We start from the raw sequence: 17,255 nt of genomic DNA on the forward strand, positions 1-17,255 counted from the left end.
TATCCCCTGAAAATTACCGGCTCAAGGCAGCACAAGGCAGTAGTCGCCATGAAAGGACGGATGCCCTTTGCTACGGTCCGGCCATGTCATTTGAACCGACCCAGGATACTTCAGCCGACCTGTCCGCGCCTGACACCTCAGGGGCGGACCAGCGCGTCACGCCGATGATGGCGCAGTTCATCGAGATCAAGACCGCCAATCCGGACAGCTTGCTGTTCTACCGGATGGGGGACTTCTACGAACTGTTCTTCGAGGATGCGGAAATCGCCTCCCGCACGCTCGGAATCACGCTGACCAAGCGCGGCAAGCACCTTGGCGAGGACATCCCGATGTGCGGTGTGCCGGTGCACGCTGCCGATGACTACCTGCAGAAACTGATCGCCTTTGGCCACCGGGTGGCGGTCTGCGAGCAGATGGAAGATCCGGCCGAGGCCAAGAAACGCGGCTCCAAATCTGTCGTCCGGCGCGATGTCATCCGTCTCGTGACCCCAGGCACGCTGACCGAAGAACGTCTGCTGGATGCCGGAACCAACAATTTCCTGCTCGCTCTCAATCGCCTGCGCATTGGCTCCGGCCCGGATGACGCCGTGTTCGGTCTTGCCTGGATCGACATGTCGACCGGCAGCTTCCAGGTTGGCGAGAGTGACCTGCCCCGTCTTTCGGCCGACCTTGCCCGCATCGATCCGCGCGAAATTCTCGTGCCTGACGCGTTGTTGCAGGAACCGGACCTCAGACACATCGTGGAAGGACAAGGCGCAGCCCTGTCGCCGGTGCCGCGTGCGTTTTTTGACAGCGCCACGGCCGCTGATCGCCTGGCCCGGTATTTCGGCGTTCGGACGCTGGACGGGTTCGGCACGTTTTCGCGCGCCGAGCTGTCGGCCGCCGCGGGCGTACTTGCCTATGTCGAGAAGACGCAGCTGGGCGAGCGCCCGCCGCTGGACCCGCCCGTACGCGAGGCCGCAAGGGGGCGGATGCTGATCGACCCGGCAACCCGGGCCAATCTGGAGCTGATGCGCACGCTTGGCGGCGACCGGCAGGGCAGTCTGCTGTCGGCCATCGACCGGACTGTCACCGGCGCCGGCGCGCGCCTGTTGGCGAGCCGGCTCGCCGGACCGTTGACGGACCCGGACGCCATCAACGCCCGCCTGGACTCCGTTGCCTACTTCCTCGACGAGGAAATCCTGCGCGAGGGGCTCAGGCGTGAACTGGCCGCAGCGCCAGATCTTGCCCGCGCCCTGTCGCGGATTGCCCTTCAGCGCGGCGGACCGCGTGACCTTCTCAGCATCGCGCAGGGTCTGGCTGCGACCCGGTCGATTCTGGCGCTGCTGGAGCGCGGGGCCGAAACGCCGGTGGAGCTCTCGGCCGCGCGGCATGATCTTGCCGTCGCACCGCATGCGCTGGGCGAAGAGCTGTCACGCGCGCTGTCGGATGAGCCGCCACTGCTGAAGCGAGACGGCGGCTTTGTTGCCGAAGGCTATGACGCCAATCTCGACGAGCTGCGCGACCTTCGCGATGCCTCGCGCAAGGTGATCGCACGGCTGCAGGCCGAGTATGCCGACGAGCTGGGCCTGCGCTCGCTGAAGATCAAGCACAACAACGTGCTCGGCTGGTTCATCGAGGCTCCAAGTGGCCAGGCTGACCGGATGACGGCCGATCCGGCCCGTTTCATCCACCGGCAGACGATGGCCGGCGCGATGCGCTTTACGACGACCGAGCTGGCTGACCTGGAATCGAAGATCGCCAGCGCCGGTGAACGGGCGTTGGCGATCGAACTCGAGATCTTCGACCGGCTCGCCGCCGCTGTCGTCGCAGCTGGCGAGGCGATCAAGGCGGCCGCGCGGGCGCTGGCCGTGCTGGATGTCTCGGCTGCACTGGCCAAGCTGGCGCAGGAGGATGGCTACTGCCGGCCTCAGGTGGACACGAGCCTTGCCTTCACCATCGAGGGTGGCCGCCACCCGGTGGTCGAACAGGCGCTGCGGCGCTCGGGCGGCGACAGCTTTGTCGCGAACGACAGCAATCTCGGCCCGGCCGATGACGCGATGGCGCATGGCCGCATCTGGCTGATCACCGGTCCGAACATGGCCGGTAAGTCGACGTTCCTGCGCCAGAATGCGCTGATTGCCGTGATGGCGCAGACGGGCGCCTATGTGCCCGCGCGCTCCGCGCATATCGGCATGGTCGACCGGTTGTTCTCCCGTGTCGGCGCGGCCGACGATCTGGCGCGCGGCCGCTCGACCTTCATGGTGGAGATGGTGGAGACGGCCGCCATCCTCAATCAGGCGGGTGAGCGGGCACTGGTGATCCTGGACGAGATTGGCCGTGGCACCGCGACCTTCGACGGCCTGTCGATTGCCTGGGCTGCGATCGAGCACCTGCACGAGGTGAACCGCGCGCGTGCCCTGTTCGCCACGCACTATCACGAGCTGACGGCCCTGGCCCAGCGCCTGCCGCGACTGACCAACGCCACGGTGTCGGTCAAGGAGTGGAACGGCGACGTCATCTTCCTGCACGAGATCGTGCCCGGCGCCGCCGACCGGTCCTACGGCATTCAGGTGGCCAAGCTCGCCGGTCTGCCGGCAAGCGTGGTCGAGCGTGCCAAGGCCGTTCTGTCGCAGCTGGAAGAAAAGGACCGCCGCGCACCGGCCGAGACGCTGATCGACGACCTGCCGCTGTTTGCGGCACTCGCACCAGCGCCCCGGCAACCGGCTTCCCGCGCGGCACAGGCCACTGCTCCAGCAACGCCGGTGCCGGATGTGCTGCGGCAGGCGCTGGACGGGCTGGATCCCGATGACATGAGCCCCCGTGAGGCACTCGAAGCCCTGTACCGGCTGAAGGCATTGAAGCCGTAACGGCAGCATCGAACAACTGGTGCAAGGATACGACGGACAAGCCATTTGGCTGATTGCATACCCATGTGCACACCGCATGGGCCAGATTTAAATCCATTCAAAAAACGCACGTGCAAAGCCGGCAAATGGGTCTATTCTTCAAGTCTATTCCCTGATTTGCAGCCTGCCGCCCCGTCCGGCTGCCCCGCCTGAAACCGGTTTCCAGATGTCCTTCGTTCTGCAGCTCCCGCGTCAGGCGGTGCTGATCCTTCTGCTCGTCTTTTTCGGCGCGATGTGCACCTCGTCCCTGATCCCGGTGATGGGCTTTTTCATCGTCGAAGGTCTCGGGCAGGAGCCCTGGCAGATTGCCCTATATGCCGGCGTTGTTGCACCGTTGACGATGGTCGTGAACCGCATCTTCGGCGAGCGCCTCGACCGGATGGTCGCGGTAAAGCCACTCCTGCTGGTGTCGATCATCGCCTATCTGGTCATGGCCGTGCTGCTCGCCAGCCTGCCGCCGTTCTGGTTGCTGATCGCGCTGGGCGCGCCGGTGATGGCGATTGCGAATGGCGCCACTTCGACCGAATTCACCTATGGCCGCCTCTACGCCGAGAAAACCGGAATCGAGATCAGCCAGTATAATGCCTGGCTGCGCATGGGCGTGTCGCTGGCCTGGGTGGTCGGTCCGTCGATGTCCTTCATCATCATCGATCTGGTCGGGTTTCGCGTGGCCTACAGCATTTCAGCCGGCATGGCGGTCATCTGGCTGTTGCTGTGGCATCTGGCTGTGCCGAACGGCTTTCGCGCCGCGCCGCGTCCACCGCGCCCGGCGGACCTTGATGGCATCGACTGGCCGCTGCTTCTGGCCGCATTGGTCTGCACGCTGATTGCCATCGGCAACGTGCTGTTCACGGCCGCCATGCCGCTGTTCTTCGTGCGCGAAGTCGGCCTGCCGGGCTACACGCCGGGCCTCGCCATCTCGGCCAAGTGTGTGGTCGAGGTTGTTGCGATCTTCAGTGCCGCACGGCTTGCGACCCGGTTCGGCCCGCGCGCGGTGCTCGCTGCGGCCGCGGTTCTCGCCATCTTGACGTTTGCCGCCTTCACACAGGTCAGCAGTGTCACCCAGGTGGTCATTCTGGGGGCAATCGAAGGCTACTATTACGGTCTCTTTGCAGGTGTCGCCATTTCCTTCGTCCAGAGCTATGCGCCCGACAAACCGGGCCGGGCGACGGCGCTGTACATGAACTCGCTCTACCTTGGCGGCTTCATCGGCAATGTCTCGATGGGCTTCATCGCGGATGTGTTCAGCTTCCAGGCGGTGATATTTGTGGCTGCCGCCAGCGGGGTGCCGGTGTTGCTGGCTCTGATCTGCCTGCGTCCACCGCGCCAGTGATGAACAAACCGCCTTTGACCCGGTTCAATGACCGGGCCAAAGGCACCGCTTTTATCGGCCGTAGCCGGGGAACAGGCGTGCCGCCTCGGTGTTCACCGCATATTCGGTCGCCTGCAGTTCCTGCTGTTTCTGCAGGATGCGCCAGCGCAGGTCCTGGATCTCGAAGCGGGCGTCGTCGATCCGGTCACGCAGACGGTCCCGGTTGCGGCGGCAGTTGTCTCGGTCTTCCGGTTTCACGCCGTTGCAATCCGTCGTGTTAAGCGAGAAGCGGTCGCGGTCGATCTGGCTTTCCAGCGACCGGGCGCGGTCTTCCAGCTGCCTGACCTCGTTGCGTGCGGACCAGAGCCGATAGCCCAGCTGATAGGCATAGTCGAACGGGCCGCCCAACGCCGGCGGACAAATGTTCGACTTCGACGTTCCATCCCGGCCGAGGTTGAAGCCGTTGAGGGGCGTACAATAGATCTGCACGCCTTCCTGCCAGCCGGCATAATAGGCTTGCGGATCGGGGGTAATCCCGTGGCGGCCGCAGTCCTTCATGATGTCCTCGATGCGTGAGGATGGATGGCCGACCGATGCGTCGGCCCGGCCCAGCGCCACCCAATCGCCCGCCTGGCACTGTTCCTTGGATACGGTTTCACAACCCGCCAGCGAGAGCGCAAGCAAGGCGCCCCCGGCAATTGCCATCCAGACTTTCATGATGCCCCCGAACCCCGAATTCGTTCGCCAGCATCCTAGGAGGATGTCTTTTGGCCTTCTAGAGGTTGCAACGGCATTTTCCGGGTGAAGTTAACCTGGCTTGCGTGCCTGTCAGATGTTCGGATTGCTGGCAAACGGGCGACCGGCTTTTGCCGCAGCGAGCGCAGCGGTGAGCGCGCTGGCAAAACTGGTCCGGTCCGGAGGGTTCAGGAAGTCACCAACCGGCACCGCTTCCCCGCGTGAGGTCAGCAGGATCCGGGTCACGCCCTCGTCCTCCAGCTGGTCGACGGTGAGGCGGACCCAGAACGTGTTGAACCGGAATTCCTGCGCCCGCTTTCCCGGGCCGATCTTCCGGATCACGATCTCGTGAGCATAGACGCTGACCTCTTCACTGGCCTGCGCCGAGGCGTAGTTCATGCGGAAGGCAAACCAGACAAGTGCCACATCCAGCCCGAAGAAGGCCATCACAGGCCAGGCTCCAACGGCAACAAACAGGACGCCATGCACAAGGCAAATCGCACCGGTGCACAGCATCAGCACGAGAAAGCCGTTTTGTCCCAGGGATCTGTACGGAGTAAGAACGGCCGAGAAAAACGGCTGCTCGCCCGTCCCAGCACCCCCGTCCGGCGCGTGTTTCGGATTGTCGCTCGTCATGACCAACCTTTATAGAGGAGACATGAGCGAAGCAAAGACCCCCTCCCCCAAGCAAACGAAGGCCAAGTCGAAGGCCGCAATGGCCTCTGGCGCTGCGAAACCGGGTCCAGCGCGCCGCCGGACTGCCGCGCCGCGCTATACGCGCGCGGAGGTCGACGCGATTTTCGCGCGCTTCCACGCGGACAATCCGGAACCGCAGGGGGAACTGGACTACGTCAATCCCTTCACCTTGCTCGTGGCCGTCGTGCTTTCGGCTCAGGCGACCGACGTGGGCGTGAACCGGGCGACCAAGACCCTGTTCAGGATCGCAGACACCCCGGAAAAGATGCTTGCGCTGGGCGAGGACCGCGTCCGGGAAGAGATCCGCACCATTGGCCTCTACAAGACAAAGGCGAAGAACGTCATTCTCCTGTGCGAGCAGCTCATTCGCGATCACGGTGGTGAGGTGCCCGAAAGCCGCGAGGCGCTGGAAGCGCTGCCCGGCGTTGGGCGCAAGACGGCGAATGTGGTGCTGAACATTGCATTCGGGCATCACACGATTGCCGTCGACACTCATCTGTTCCGGCTCGGCAACCGCATCGGAATTGCGCCGGGAAAGACACCGCTGGCGGTCGAGCTGGCGATGGAAAAGGTGGTGCCTCCGCGCTTTGGCCTGCATGCGCATCATTGGCTGATCCTGCATGGCCGCTACATCTGCAAGGCGCGCAAGCCGGAATGCCAGCGTTGCGTGATCTACGATCTGTGCAAGAGCAAGGAGCGGCAGGAATTGGCGGAGATCCCGGATATCGCGATACGCACGGCCTTGATTGTGCAGCAGGAGGCTGCATCTGCGACCGGAGCAGCGTCATGACGCCGCAACCGGCCAGGCCACGCGGCCGTATCGTGCCCGCTTCCAGCGACCGGTTGTCGTTCCGAATGATCTTGCCAGCCGACGCGGACTTCATGCTGGGCCTGATGAATGACCCCGATTATCACCGGTTCATCGGGGACAGGGGGCTGAAAACTGTCGAGGATGCCCGGCGCTATATTCGTGAAAATATTACGCCGCATCATACAAGGCACGGCTTCGGCCTCTGGCTTGCGTCAACGGCAGAGGGCAAGCCAGTCGGAATCGCCGGTCTTCTGAAGCGCGACCTGCTTGATGCGCCCGATATTGGCTATGCACTTCTGGCGGAAGCTCGTGGGGCTGGTTACGGCCGCGAGGCAGCGGAGGTGATGCTGAAGCACGCCTTTGGGGTGCTGGCGGTGGAATGCCTCTTTGCGATCACCAATCCCGAAAATGTACCCTCAAACGGGCTGCTCGCACGCCTTGGCTTTTCCGTCATTGATCGCACGTTCCGCATGACGCCTGATGCGGATCCGAGCTGCCTGCACAAATTGAAAAGGCCGGACGTCTGACGGACGCCGGCCTTCTGATCTGTGAACAAGTCGGATGTTTCTATCCGGCTCAGCTCTTGGGACGCACGCGGACAACCACGTCGATCCGCACGATTTCCATGCCTTCAGGCGCCTGCGGGATGCGGCCGATGCCAACGCCGTCATTCGGAATGTCGACGACGCGGTTTTCACCCTCGATGAAGAAGTGATGGTGGTCGTGCACGTTGGTGTCGAAATAGGTCTTGGTGCCGTCGATGGCGACTTCGCGCAGCAGGCCCGCTTCCGTGAACTGGTGCAGCGTGTTGTAGACAGTCGCGAGTGACACCGGCACCTTGGCGCGCACGGCCTCCTCATGCAGGATTTCTGCCGAGATGTGACGATTGCCCTTGGAATACAGCAGTTCGGCCAGCGAGACGCGCTGACGCGTCGGACGAAGCCCGGCGTCCCGCAGCATGTCGGTTACGTCCCGGTCGTGTTCTTCGACGTGATGAAGGTGCTCAGTCATATTTCATTCTGATCCGTGTTCGGTCCGTGACTTGTGATCGGGTCTACAGCGACAAATAGGGCGGTCGGGTTTCAACGACGACGCATATTCAGCTTCTGTATCCGACAAGCCGGCTGACGCGGGGCTTTTTCTACCTTTGCCATTTCTTGGCCCCGAAATGCAAGTTTTTCATGCCTCAACGAGATGTGAAGTGATGTTCCCGAATACGGAAACCAAGGAAGACGCTTGGTCCTCTCGGCAAAGCGACGATCTTTCGGAGGAAGGACCACTGTGTTAGGAAGGCCATCGAACCTCTTGAACAAGACCCATCTGGGCGGTTCAGCCACGTCACTGGTTGAACATAGCCAGATAAGAAAAAACGGGAACGGAATGACCGAGCGGCCCTCCAGCTACGACTATGAAGAACTCCTCGCCTGTGCACGCGGAGAGTTGTTTGGCCCCGGCAACGCGCAGCTGCCGCTGCCGCCGATGCTGATGTTCAACCGCATCACGGAGATTTCCGAAACCGGCGGCGAGTTCGACAAGGGCTACGCCCGGGCTGAGTTCGACATTCACCCGGACCTGTGGTTTTTCCCCTGCCATTTCCAGGGCAATCCGGTGATGCCGGGCTGCCTTGGCCTCGACGCGCTGTGGCAGCTGACTGGCTTCTACCTTGGCTGGCTCGGCCTGGAAGGCAAGGGCATGGCCCTGTCGACCGGCGAGGTCAAGTTCAAGGGCATGGTCACGCCGGCCGTCAAGAAAGTAGAGTATGGTGTCGACTTCAAGCGCATCATGCGCGGCAAGCTGGTGCTGGGCATTGCCGACGGCTGGCTGAAGGCTGACGGCGAGCAGATCTACAAGGCAACTGATCTGCGGGTTGGTCTGGCCAAGACCTGATCCCATATAAATGGGTGCGGGCGCGCCACGGGACGCGCCCCTTCATTTTTCTGACGAAATAATGCGGCTATCCTCCCGCGCTTGCAGGACGGGTGGCATCGAAAGACAGGAGACCCCAATGAGGCGGGTTGTTGTTACGGGCATGGGCATCGTGTCGTCGATCGGCGATACGGCACAGGAAGTGCTTGAGAGCCTGAAGTCCGGCCGTTCCGGCATCGTTCGGGCGCAGGAATATGCCGATCTCGGCTTCCGTTGCCAGGTTCATGGCGCGCCGAAGGTCAACCCGTTTGAAGTCCTGGATCGCCGCACCACGCGCTTCATGGGCCAGGGCGCTGCCTGGAACTACATCGCCATGCAGCAGGCCATCGAGGACTCCGGTCTCGAAGCCTCCGATATCTCCAACGAGCGCACCGGCATCATCATGGGCTCCGGCGGACCGTCGACCCACGCCATCGTGGAAGCGGCCGACATCACCCGCGAGAAGGGTCCCAAGCGCATTGGACCCACGGCCGTGCCGAAGGCGATGTCCTCGACCAACTCGGCGACACTTGCAACGCCCTTCAAGATTCACGGCGTCAACTATTCGATCTCGGCAGCCTGCGCCACGACCAACATCTGCATCGGCAATGCGGCCGAGCTGATCCAGTGGGGCAAGCAGGACATCGTCTTCGCCGGCGGCGGCGAGGAGCTGGACTGGACTCTTTCGGTCCTGTTCGACGCCATGGGCGCGATGTCCTCCAAGTACAACGAAACCCCGTCGACCGCGTCGCGTCCCTATGACGCCAACCGCGACGGCTTCGTCATTGCCGGCGGTGCCGGCGTGCTTGTTCTGGAAGAACTCGAGCATGCCAAGGCCCGTGGCGCCAAGATTTATGCCGAGGTCGTCGGTTACGGCGCAACCTCAGACGGCCATGACATGGTCGCCCCCTCGGGCGAAGGCGCCGAGCGCTGCATGCGCCTTGCCCTGAAGACCGTGAACTGCGATGTGGACTACATCAACCCGCACGCGACCTCGACCCCGGTGGGCGACGTCAAGGAAATCGAAGCGATCCGTTCCGTATTCGGCAACAAGATCCCGCCGATCTCCGCCACCAAGGCACTGTCCGGCCATTCGCTCGGCGCTGCTGGCGTGCAGGAAGCGATCTATTCGATCCTGATGATGCAGAACAACTTCATCGCGGCTTCCGCCCACATCGAGACCATCGATCCCGCCTTTGCCGACATGCCGATCGTGCGTGAGCGCGTCGACAACGCCGAACTCAACTGCGTCCTGTCCAACGGCTTCGGCTTTGGCGGCACCAACGCGTCGGTCGTCTTCCAGAAATACAACGGCTAACCGATTGACGGATCGCACCCAACGCCCTGGGCGCGATCCGGCGATCCCACAGGAGTTTTTCATGAACGGGCTGATGAAGGGCAAGCGCGGGCTTGTCATGGGTGTCGCCAACGACCATTCGATCGCTTGGGGCATTGCCAAGACCCTCGCTGACCAGGGCGCCGAACTTGCCTTCACCTATCAGGGCGACGCCTTCGGCAAGCGCATCAAGCCGCTGGCGGAAACGGTCGGTTCGAAGATCCTCATGCCGTGCGACGTCGAGGACATCGCATCGGTGGATTCCGTGTTCGACACGCTGAAGCAGGAATGGGGAACCATCGATTTCCTGGTTCACGCCATCGCCTATGCCGACAAGTCCGAGCTGCGTGGCCGCTACGCCGACACATCGCGGGACAATTTCAGCAAGGCCATGCTGATTTCCTGCTTCTCTTTCACGGAGATCGTCAAGCGCGCCGCAGCGATCATGCCGAACGGTGGCTCCATCGTGACGCTGACCTATGGCGGATCCACGCGGGTGATGCCGAACTACAACGTCATGGGCGTTGCCAAGGCGGCACTGGAGTCCTCCGTGCGCTATCTGGCGATGGATTATGGCGAGCAGGGCATCCGCGTGAACGCGATCTCCGCAGGCCCGGTGCGCACGCTCGCCGGATCGGTCATCTCCGACTCGCGTCTGATGTACAATTTCCAGAAGCGCCACTCGCCGCTGGCCCGCACGGTCACCCTGGAAGAGATCGGCGGCTCGGGTCTCTACCTGCTGTCGCATCTGTCGGGCGGCGTGACCGGCGAGGTTCACTTTGTCGACAGCGGCTACAACATCGTGTCGATGCCGCGACTGGACGAGTTGAAGCGCCAGGATCGCACCGACGACTGAGCCGGACCGGACGGATCAAGCACAGAGGGCCGCGAAAGCGGCCCTCTTTTTGTCTGTGCGCTGCTGTTATCGTGTGTCGCGCTCCCGCAGCTCCGCCCAGGTGAGCGGGGCCTTGCCGTTGAGCGGGTTGGTCGGGGACCAGCGATAGGCGATCTCGTCCATGCGCAGCGACAGCGCGTTGAACATGACCAGGCGGCCAACCGGCCCTTCGCCCGCGCCTGTGATCGCCTTGATCGCCTCCATCGCCTGCAGTGTTCCAAGAATTCCCGTCAATGCACCCACCACGCCCGCTTCGGCGCAGGAGGGAACGACGCCGGGCTTTGGTGGCGCAGGAAACAGGCAGCGGTATGTGGGATTGGGCGTTCCGTCCGGCGCCGTCTCGTGTGGCTTCAAAAGCGTCAGCGAACCGTCAAAACGGCCGACCGCCGCGGTGATCAACGGCTTCTTCCGATAGTAGCAGGCGTCGGACAACAGATAGCGCGTCATGAAATTGTCGGACCCGTCGATGACGAGGTCGTAGCCGCCCACGAGCGACAGGGCATTGTGGCCCCCGAGACGCTCCGGATGCGGTTCGACAGCGACATATGGGTTCAGCCGCGCGATCGCCTCGGCAGCGCTGGCGACCTTGGGCTCGCCCAGATGATCCGTGTCATGGATCACCTGCCGCTGCAGGTTGGACAAGGACACGGTGTCATGGTCGACGATGCCGAGCGTCCCGACCCCGGCTGCGGCGAGATACTGCAACACCGGCGAGCCAAGGCCGCCTGCGCCGATGACCAGAACGCGCGCGGCCTTCAGCTTCTGTTGTCCCGGCCCACCGATCTCGCGCAGGACAATGTGGCGGGCATAACGTTCCAGTTCGGCGGGCGAAAGCATGTGAGTTCCTGACGGCAGGGCCGGTTCGGCGGTGTTGGTTCAGCCGACAAGACGGCTGACGAGACGGGCAGTGTAATCGACCATCGGGATCACACGGGCGTAGTTCAGCCGCGTCGGACCGATCACGCCCAGCACGCCGATGATCCGTTGTTCCCGGTCGCGATAGGGCGAAACCACCAGCGAGGATCCGGACAGGGAAAACAGCTTGTTCTCCGATCCGATAAAGATCCGCACGCCATCCCCGGTCTCCGCAAGGCCGAGCAGCTGGATCAGGTCGCGCTTGTTTTCGAGGTCATCGAACAGCAGGCGAACGCGCTCGAGGTCCTCCGCTGCCCCGACATCGGTCAGGAGATTGGATTGCCCGCGCACGATCAGCGTATCGCCATCACCCGAATCCCCGCCCCAGACGGCAAGTCCGGCTTCGACGATCCGCTGGGTCAAAAGGTCAAGTTCGGCCTGTTCGGCCTCGCGCAGCCGTTCCAGCTCGCGCCGCACCTCGGCAATCGTCCGCCCCTGGATCTGGGCGTTCAGATAATTGGACGCCTGAACCAGCGCCGATGGCGGCAGGTTTGCAGGAAGGTCAATGATCCGGTTCTCGACCGATCCGTCCTCGCCCACCAGCACGGCCAGGGCCCGCAGCGGCTCGATGCGGATGAACTCGATATGCTTCAGGCGTATGTCCTGCTTGTGCGTCAGCACGACAGCGGCGCCGCTGGTCAGGCCGGACAGCAACTGGCTGGCTTCGGTCAGCACCTGTTCGGTGTTCTTGCCGCCGGACGCCCGGACCTGAACATTGATCCGTTCGCGTTCTTCCCGGGAAAGATCGCCCACTTCCAGCAGGGCATCGATGAAGAAGCGCAGGCCCGTCTCTGTCGGCAAACGGCCAGCACTCGTATGCGGCGAGTAGAGCAGTCCCAGATGCTCCAGATCGGCCATCACATTGCGCACCGAGGCCGGCGACAGCGACATGCCGAGGCCGCGCGCCACGTTGCGCGAGCCGACCGGCTCGCCTGTGTCCAGATAGCTCTCCACGATGGAGCGGAAGATGTCGCGAGATCGCCTGTCCAGCTCGCTCAAGCTCACCATTCCAGCCTCTTGCTCACGCGGTTCTCCTGTCGCTTGCGGCATCTGATCCGCCTGCCGATTAAAGATATAGGATCAAATCCGCCGTCAAGCGCAAGCAGACCTTTGCGTCCAGGTGCTCCAACGGTTACAAGCGCGCGAAAGAGCCAGATCCGGGCGCATGCGCCGGGACCAACCCCAAGGAGTTGCCCATGCGTCCATCACGGCGCGCTGCTGACGAACTCAGATCAGTCACGCTGGAGCGCGGTTTTGCCAAGCATGCCGAGGGCTCCTGCCTGGTGAAGTTTGGCGACACGCATGTCCTGTGCACCGCGAGCCTTGAAGACCGGGTTCCGCCCTGGTTGCGCGGCCAGAACCGCGGCTGGGTCACCGCCGAATACGGCATGCTGCCGCGCGCCACTGGCGAGCGCATGCGCCGTGAAGCGTCGGCTGGCAAGCAGTCCGGCCGCACCCAGGAGATCCAGCGTCTGATCGGCCGCTCCCTGCGCGCCGTGGTCGATCTGGAAGCTCTCGGGGAAAACCAGATCACCATCGATTGCGACGTGATCCAGGCCGATGGCGGCACGCGGACCGCGTCCATCACGGGCGCATGGGTCGCGCTGCATGACTGCATCGAGTGGATGCGTGCCCGCGAAATGGTCAAGAAGCCGGTGCTCAAGGATCACGTCGCGGCCATTTCCTGCGGCATTTACAACGGCACGCCGGTGCTGGATCTCGATTACGCCGAGGATTCCACCGCGCAGACCGACGCCAACTTCGTCTTCACCGGCAAGGGTGGCATCGTCGAGATCCAGGGTACGGCAGAAGGTGAGCCCTTCTCCGAAGCCGAGCTGTCCGCGCTGATGGGGCTGGCCAAGTCGGGCATCGCCCGGCTGGTCGACCTGCAGAGGATGGCGATCCTGTGAGGGCTGTGACATGACCCACCGCATGCTCCAGCCCGGCCGCCTCGTCCTTGCCAGCCACAATGCCGGCAAGCTGCGCGAGTTTCGCGAGCTGCTGGCTCCCTATGGCTATGAGGTCATTTCGGCAGGAGAACTCGACTTGCCGGAGCCGGAAGAAACCGGCACCACCTTCGAAGCCAATGCCGAGCTGAAGGCCGTTGCCGCCGCGGCCGCTTCCGGTCTGCCGTCGCTTGCCGACGACAGCGGGTTCTGCGCAGCAGCACTAGGCGGTGCGCCCGGAATCTACTCCGCGCGCTGGGCAGGGCCGGAGAAGGACTTCGCGATGGCCATGCGCAATGTCGAGGAGAAGCTGCAGCAGCTCGGTGCCACCGCGCTGGATCAGCGTCGCGGCTCCTTCGTTGCCGTCCTCTGCCTTGCCTGGCCGGATGGTCACAAGGAGTTCTTCCGTGGCGAGGTCGAGGGCCAGATCGTCTGGCCCCCGCGCGGCGAAAAGGGCTTCGGCTACGACCCGATGTTCCAGCCGGACGGCCATGACCGGACGTTCGGCGAGATGACGTCGGATGAAAAGCACGGCTGGTCGCACAGCACGCCGGGACTGTCGCATCGTGCAAGGGCTTTTGCAGCCTTCTCGAAGGCATGTCTGGAGCAAGAATGATCACGGCACCGGACGGTGGATTTGGCATCTACGTGCACTGGCCGTTCTGCGCGGCCAAGTGCCCGTATTGCGATTTTAATTCCCATGTGCGCCATCAGGCGGTGGATCAGGATCGATACGTCGCCGCTTTCGAGCGTGAGCTGGCGCATTTCGCAGCCTGGACACCTGGCCGCTCCGTCCAGTCGATCTTTTTTGGCGGCGGCACGCCGTCGCTGATGCAGCCACGCACGGTCGAGCGCATTCTTGAGGCGATCGCGCGCCACTGGTCGCTGGACCAGGACGTGGAAATATCGCTCGAAGCCAATCCGTCCTCGGTCGAAGCCGAGCGCTTCAGGGGCTATCGCGCGGCCGGCGTCAACCGGGTGTCGATGGGGGTTCAGGCCCTCAATGATCCGGACCTGCGCATGCTTGGCCGTCTGCATGATGTGGCCGGCGCGCGCCGCGCCATCGAGACCGCCCGCGAGACGTTCCCCCGCCTTTCCTTCGACCTGATCTATGCCCGTCCGGGCCAGACGGTCGCCGCCTGGGAGCGTGAGCTCGCCGAAGCCATTTCGCTGGCCGCTGATCACCTGTCGCTCTATCAGCTGACCATTGAGGAGGGCACGCCCTTCTTTGCCCTACATCAGGCGGGAAAGCTCATCGTGCCGGAACCGGACGTCGGGGCCGAGTTCTACGCCGTGACCCAGGATGTGACTGAAGCACATGGGCTTCCCGCCTATGAGGTCTCCAATCATGCTCGGCCTGGTGCAGAATGCCGGCATAATCTCGTCTACTGGCGCTACGGCGACTACGTCGGTGTCGGACCGGGCGCCCATGGCCGCCTGTCGCTGGGCGCCACCAAGCGGGCAACCGCGATCGAGCGCCATCCGGAGACATGGCTGGGCCATGTCGAGGATCGTGGTCATGGCATGGTCGAAGATGCGCCGCTCAACGATGAAGAGCAGGGCGACGAATACCTGCTGATGGGTCTGCGACTGACCGAGGGCGTGGATCTGCTGCGCTACGAAAAGCTGGCAAGCCGGACCATCGATCCGCGGCGTCTTGATGCGCTTCTTGAACACGGCATGGTTGAAATGCTCGGCAATCACCGCCTGCGCGCGACCCGCGACGGTTTTTTTGTGCTCGATGCCGTCGTCGCTGATCTGGCCGCCTAGGGGCAGACAATCTTCATGCAACTCTTCGTCGCGTTATCTGTGACACTGTCACATTACCCGGCTAAGGGCCTATTTTAAAACGACTTTAGGCTGGCAGCGATGCTGCGGCGCGGCATACTTGGCATTCAAAATAGAAGCCAATGTATTGCTATTTGCGACTTGCCCTTCACGAATAATCAACAGGCAGGGCGCAAGCTATAGACAAACCGGCTATTGAAGATGTGTGAATCTTCGGCCTATCCTGCTGCAATGCCAGAACCTGCGGTGCGACGCGCGCACCCGGTCAGCGAAGAGGATTGGAACTGGTGCCGTTCTATCATCTCTATGAGCTCAATCACGCGGTGATGGCGCCGATGCGCGCTGCTGCCGATGCGACCCGGCTTTACTTTCAAAATCCGTTCAACCCGATGGCACACACGCAGATGGGACGCCAGATCGCCGCTGCCTGCGAGGTCATGGAGCGTACAACCCGTCGCTATGGCAAACCGGAGTTCGACCTGCCAACGACGCTCGTCGGCGGCACCCGTGTCGCGGTGACGGAACGCGTGGTCTGGAACCGGCCTTTCTGCAACCTGATCCATTTCGAGCGCGCGCTGGAACGTCCGCGCCGGGATCCCAAGGTGCTGATCGTCGCGCCCATGTCCGGCCACTATGCCACGCTGCTGCGCGGGACGGTCGAGGCGATGATGCCGCGCGCCGATGTCTACATCACCGACTGGATCGACGCCCGCATGGTGCCGATGGCTGCGGGCAAGTTCGACCTTGATGACTACATCGACTATGTCATCTCGATGATCCATTTCCTCGGGCCGGATACACATGTGGTGGCCGTCTGCCAGCCGTCTGTGCCGGTTCTGGCTGCGGTCGCAGTCATGGAAACCCGCAACGATCCTTACGCGCCGTCGACCATGACGCTGATGGGCGGCCCGATCGACACGCGCGTCGCCCCGACGGCGGTCAATGACCTGGCGATGTCGAAGGGCATCGACTGGTTCCGCCGCAATGTCATCATGACAGTGCCGTTCCCGCATCCGGGCGTCATGCGTGAAGTCTATCCGGGCTTCCTGCAGCTTTCCGGGTTCATGTCGATGAACCTTGATCGGCATCTGATCGCGCATCGCGACTTCTTCCAGCATCTGGTGAAGGGCGACGGCGACAACGCCGAGAAGCATCGCGAATTCTATGACGAATACCTTGCCGTCATGGATCTGACCGCCGAATTCTACCTGCAGACTGTCGAGACAGTGTTCATTGAACACGCGCTGCCGCGTGGAACGATGATGCATGGCGACACGCCGGTGGATTGCTCTGCAATCCGCAACACGGCGCTTCTCACTGTCGAGGGCGAGAAGGACGATATCACCGGTCGCGGTCAGACCCGCGCTGCCCATGATCTTTGCACCAACCTGCCGCAGGACATGAAGGTGCATTACGAGCAGCCGAATGTCGGCCACTATGGCGTGTTCAACGGCTCCCGCTTCCGCGCCGAGATCGCGCCGCGCATGATCGACTTCATCCTGACGCACTCGCAGGACAATCGCGCCCGTCAGGCCCGCGCCGCTGCGGCCGTCTCTGCCGGCACCGCTGCGCCCAAGGCTGCTCCGGCAAAGCCGACGGCTGCGGCTTCTGCCCCTGCTGCTGCAAAGGCTGATCCGCTGGAAAAGATCCTGCTCGCCAAGCCGCAGGGCGTCGCTGACGATCTGAAGGCCATCGCGGGTGTCGGACCGAAGCTGGAGAAGGCCCTGAACGAGGCCGGTATCTTCCACTACTGGCAGATCGCCAATCTGACCGCACCGCAGATCGAGGCGCTTGATACGCGGCTGGATTTCCGTGGCCGCATTTCGCGTGACAACTGGCTCGAACAGGCCCGCCGCCTGTCAGAGACCGTCAGCTGACCGTTCTGCACGGCCGCAATCTTGCCCCTTCGAAGGGCCGCCTCACGGCGGCCCTTTTTGCATTTCGGGGGCGGTCTCCCTTTGGTGAGGCTTCCCTAGCGGTACTCGATATGCTCTTTTCCGCCACCCGGACCGAAGGAGCACCCGTCCG

Annotated in this window: 16 protein-coding genes; 11 read left to right on the forward strand and 5 right to left on the reverse strand. The window is 63.0% G+C overall.

Going from position 1 to position 17,255, the window contains the following annotated elements; genetic code table 11:
• The first annotated feature begins 83 nt into the window (after positions 1 to 83).
• Entirely contained in the window at positions 84 to 2,849 is a 2,766-nt protein-coding gene (gene mutS / locus OVA12_RS12495) for a DNA mismatch repair protein MutS (RefSeq protein WP_268137768.1), read from the forward strand.
• Positions 2,850 to 3,054: 205 nt separating this feature from the next.
• Positions 3,055 to 4,221 (forward strand): MFS transporter, encoded by a 1,167-nt coding sequence (locus OVA12_RS12500; protein WP_268137769.1) that lies wholly within the window; start codon positions 3,055 to 3,057, stop codon positions 4,219 to 4,221.
• Positions 4,222 to 4,272: 51 nt separating this feature from the next.
• On the opposite strand, the gene OVA12_RS12505 is transcribed toward OVA12_RS12500, so the two are convergent.
• Positions 4,273 to 4,905, reverse strand: a complete 633-nt coding sequence (locus OVA12_RS12505; RefSeq protein WP_268137770.1) for a DUF2799 domain-containing protein — start codon at positions 4,903 to 4,905, stop codon at positions 4,273 to 4,275.
• Between the two features lie 123 nt (positions 4,906 to 5,028).
• A complete protein-coding gene (locus OVA12_RS12510) occupies positions 5,029 to 5,571 on the reverse strand; it encodes a DUF2244 domain-containing protein (protein WP_268137771.1) in 543 nt (180 codons plus the stop codon).
• Positions 5,572 to 5,593: 22 nt separating this feature from the next.
• Here OVA12_RS12510 and nth point away from each other — a divergent pair, with 22 nt between their 5' ends.
• Together nth and OVA12_RS12520 are read left to right on the forward strand one after the other, a co-directional pair.
• Positions 5,594 to 6,421 (forward strand): endonuclease III, encoded by an 828-nt coding sequence (gene nth, locus OVA12_RS12515; protein ID WP_268137772.1) that lies wholly within the window; start codon positions 5,594 to 5,596, stop codon positions 6,419 to 6,421.
• Complete coding sequence (locus OVA12_RS12520) at positions 6,418 to 6,969, forward strand: GNAT family N-acetyltransferase (RefSeq protein WP_268137773.1); 552 nt, start codon at positions 6,418 to 6,420, stop codon at positions 6,967 to 6,969. Before nth ends, OVA12_RS12520 begins: the two co-directional genes overlap by 4 nt.
• A 49-nt stretch (positions 6,970 to 7,018) precedes the next feature.
• Here the strand turns inward: OVA12_RS12520 and irrA are convergent, their stop codons facing one another.
• The gene (gene irrA, locus OVA12_RS12525; RefSeq protein ID WP_268137775.1) at positions 7,019 to 7,453 is read right to left on the reverse strand and encodes an iron response transcriptional regulator IrrA; all 435 of its coding nucleotides are present in this window, start codon (positions 7,451 to 7,453) and stop codon (positions 7,019 to 7,021) included.
• Between the two features lie 369 nt (positions 7,454 to 7,822).
• On the opposite strand from irrA, the gene fabA reads away from it, so the two are divergent.
• The 3 genes from fabA to fabI all read left to right on the forward strand — a co-directional run bounded on the left by fabA (position 7,823) and on the right by fabI (position 10,539).
• A complete protein-coding gene (gene fabA, locus OVA12_RS12530; protein WP_268137776.1) occupies positions 7,823 to 8,329 on the forward strand; it encodes a 3-hydroxyacyl-[acyl-carrier-protein] dehydratase FabA in 507 nt (168 codons plus the stop codon).
• Between the two features lie 118 nt (positions 8,330 to 8,447).
• A complete protein-coding gene (fabB, locus tag OVA12_RS12535) occupies positions 8,448 to 9,665 on the forward strand; it encodes a beta-ketoacyl-ACP synthase I (RefSeq protein ID WP_268137777.1) in 1,218 nt (405 codons plus the stop codon).
• A gap of 61 nt (positions 9,666 to 9,726) precedes the next feature.
• Positions 9,727 to 10,539: an enoyl-ACP reductase FabI gene (fabI, locus tag OVA12_RS12540; protein WP_268137779.1), complete on the forward strand. Its 813-nt coding sequence runs from the start codon at positions 9,727 to 9,729 to the stop codon at positions 10,537 to 10,539.
• Positions 10,540 to 10,605: 66 nt separating this feature from the next.
• Here the strand turns inward: fabI and OVA12_RS12545 are convergent, their stop codons facing one another.
• On the reverse strand, positions 10,606 to 11,415 hold the full coding sequence (locus OVA12_RS12545; RefSeq protein ID WP_268137781.1) for a HesA/MoeB/ThiF family protein: 810 nt from the start codon (positions 11,413 to 11,415) through the stop codon (positions 10,606 to 10,608).
• A 39-nt stretch (positions 11,416 to 11,454) separates the two neighbouring features.
• The gene (gene hrcA, locus OVA12_RS12550) at positions 11,455 to 12,501 is read right to left on the reverse strand and encodes a heat-inducible transcriptional repressor HrcA (protein ID WP_268137782.1); all 1,047 of its coding nucleotides are present in this window, start codon (positions 12,499 to 12,501) and stop codon (positions 11,455 to 11,457) included.
• A gap of 188 nt (positions 12,502 to 12,689) precedes the next feature.
• On the opposite strand from hrcA, the gene rph reads away from it, so the two are divergent.
• The 4 genes from rph (at position 12,690) to phaZ (ending at position 17,104) form a co-directional block, all read left to right on the forward strand.
• On the forward strand, positions 12,690 to 13,403 hold the full coding sequence (rph, locus tag OVA12_RS12555; protein ID WP_268137783.1) for a ribonuclease PH: 714 nt from the start codon (positions 12,690 to 12,692) through the stop codon (positions 13,401 to 13,403).
• A gap of 10 nt (positions 13,404 to 13,413) precedes the next feature.
• Positions 13,414 to 14,055, forward strand: coding sequence for an RdgB/HAM1 family non-canonical purine NTP pyrophosphatase (rdgB, locus tag OVA12_RS12560; RefSeq protein WP_268137784.1), 642 nt, complete (start codon positions 13,414 to 13,416; stop codon positions 14,053 to 14,055).
• Entirely contained in the window at positions 14,037 to 15,209 is a 1,173-nt protein-coding gene (hemW, locus tag OVA12_RS12565) for a radical SAM family heme chaperone HemW (protein WP_442793867.1), read from the forward strand. Before rdgB ends, hemW begins: the two co-directional genes overlap by 19 nt.
• 344 nt (positions 15,210 to 15,553) lie before the next feature.
• Complete coding sequence (gene phaZ / locus OVA12_RS12570; protein WP_442793879.1) at positions 15,554 to 17,104, forward strand: polyhydroxyalkanoate depolymerase; 1,551 nt, start codon at positions 15,554 to 15,556, stop codon at positions 17,102 to 17,104.
• Positions 17,105 to 17,255 lie beyond the last annotated feature (151 nt).

It is taken from the genome of Pannonibacter sp. SL95 (genome assembly GCF_026672425.1).
Classification (GTDB): Bacteria; Pseudomonadota; Alphaproteobacteria; order Rhizobiales; family Stappiaceae; genus Pannonibacter.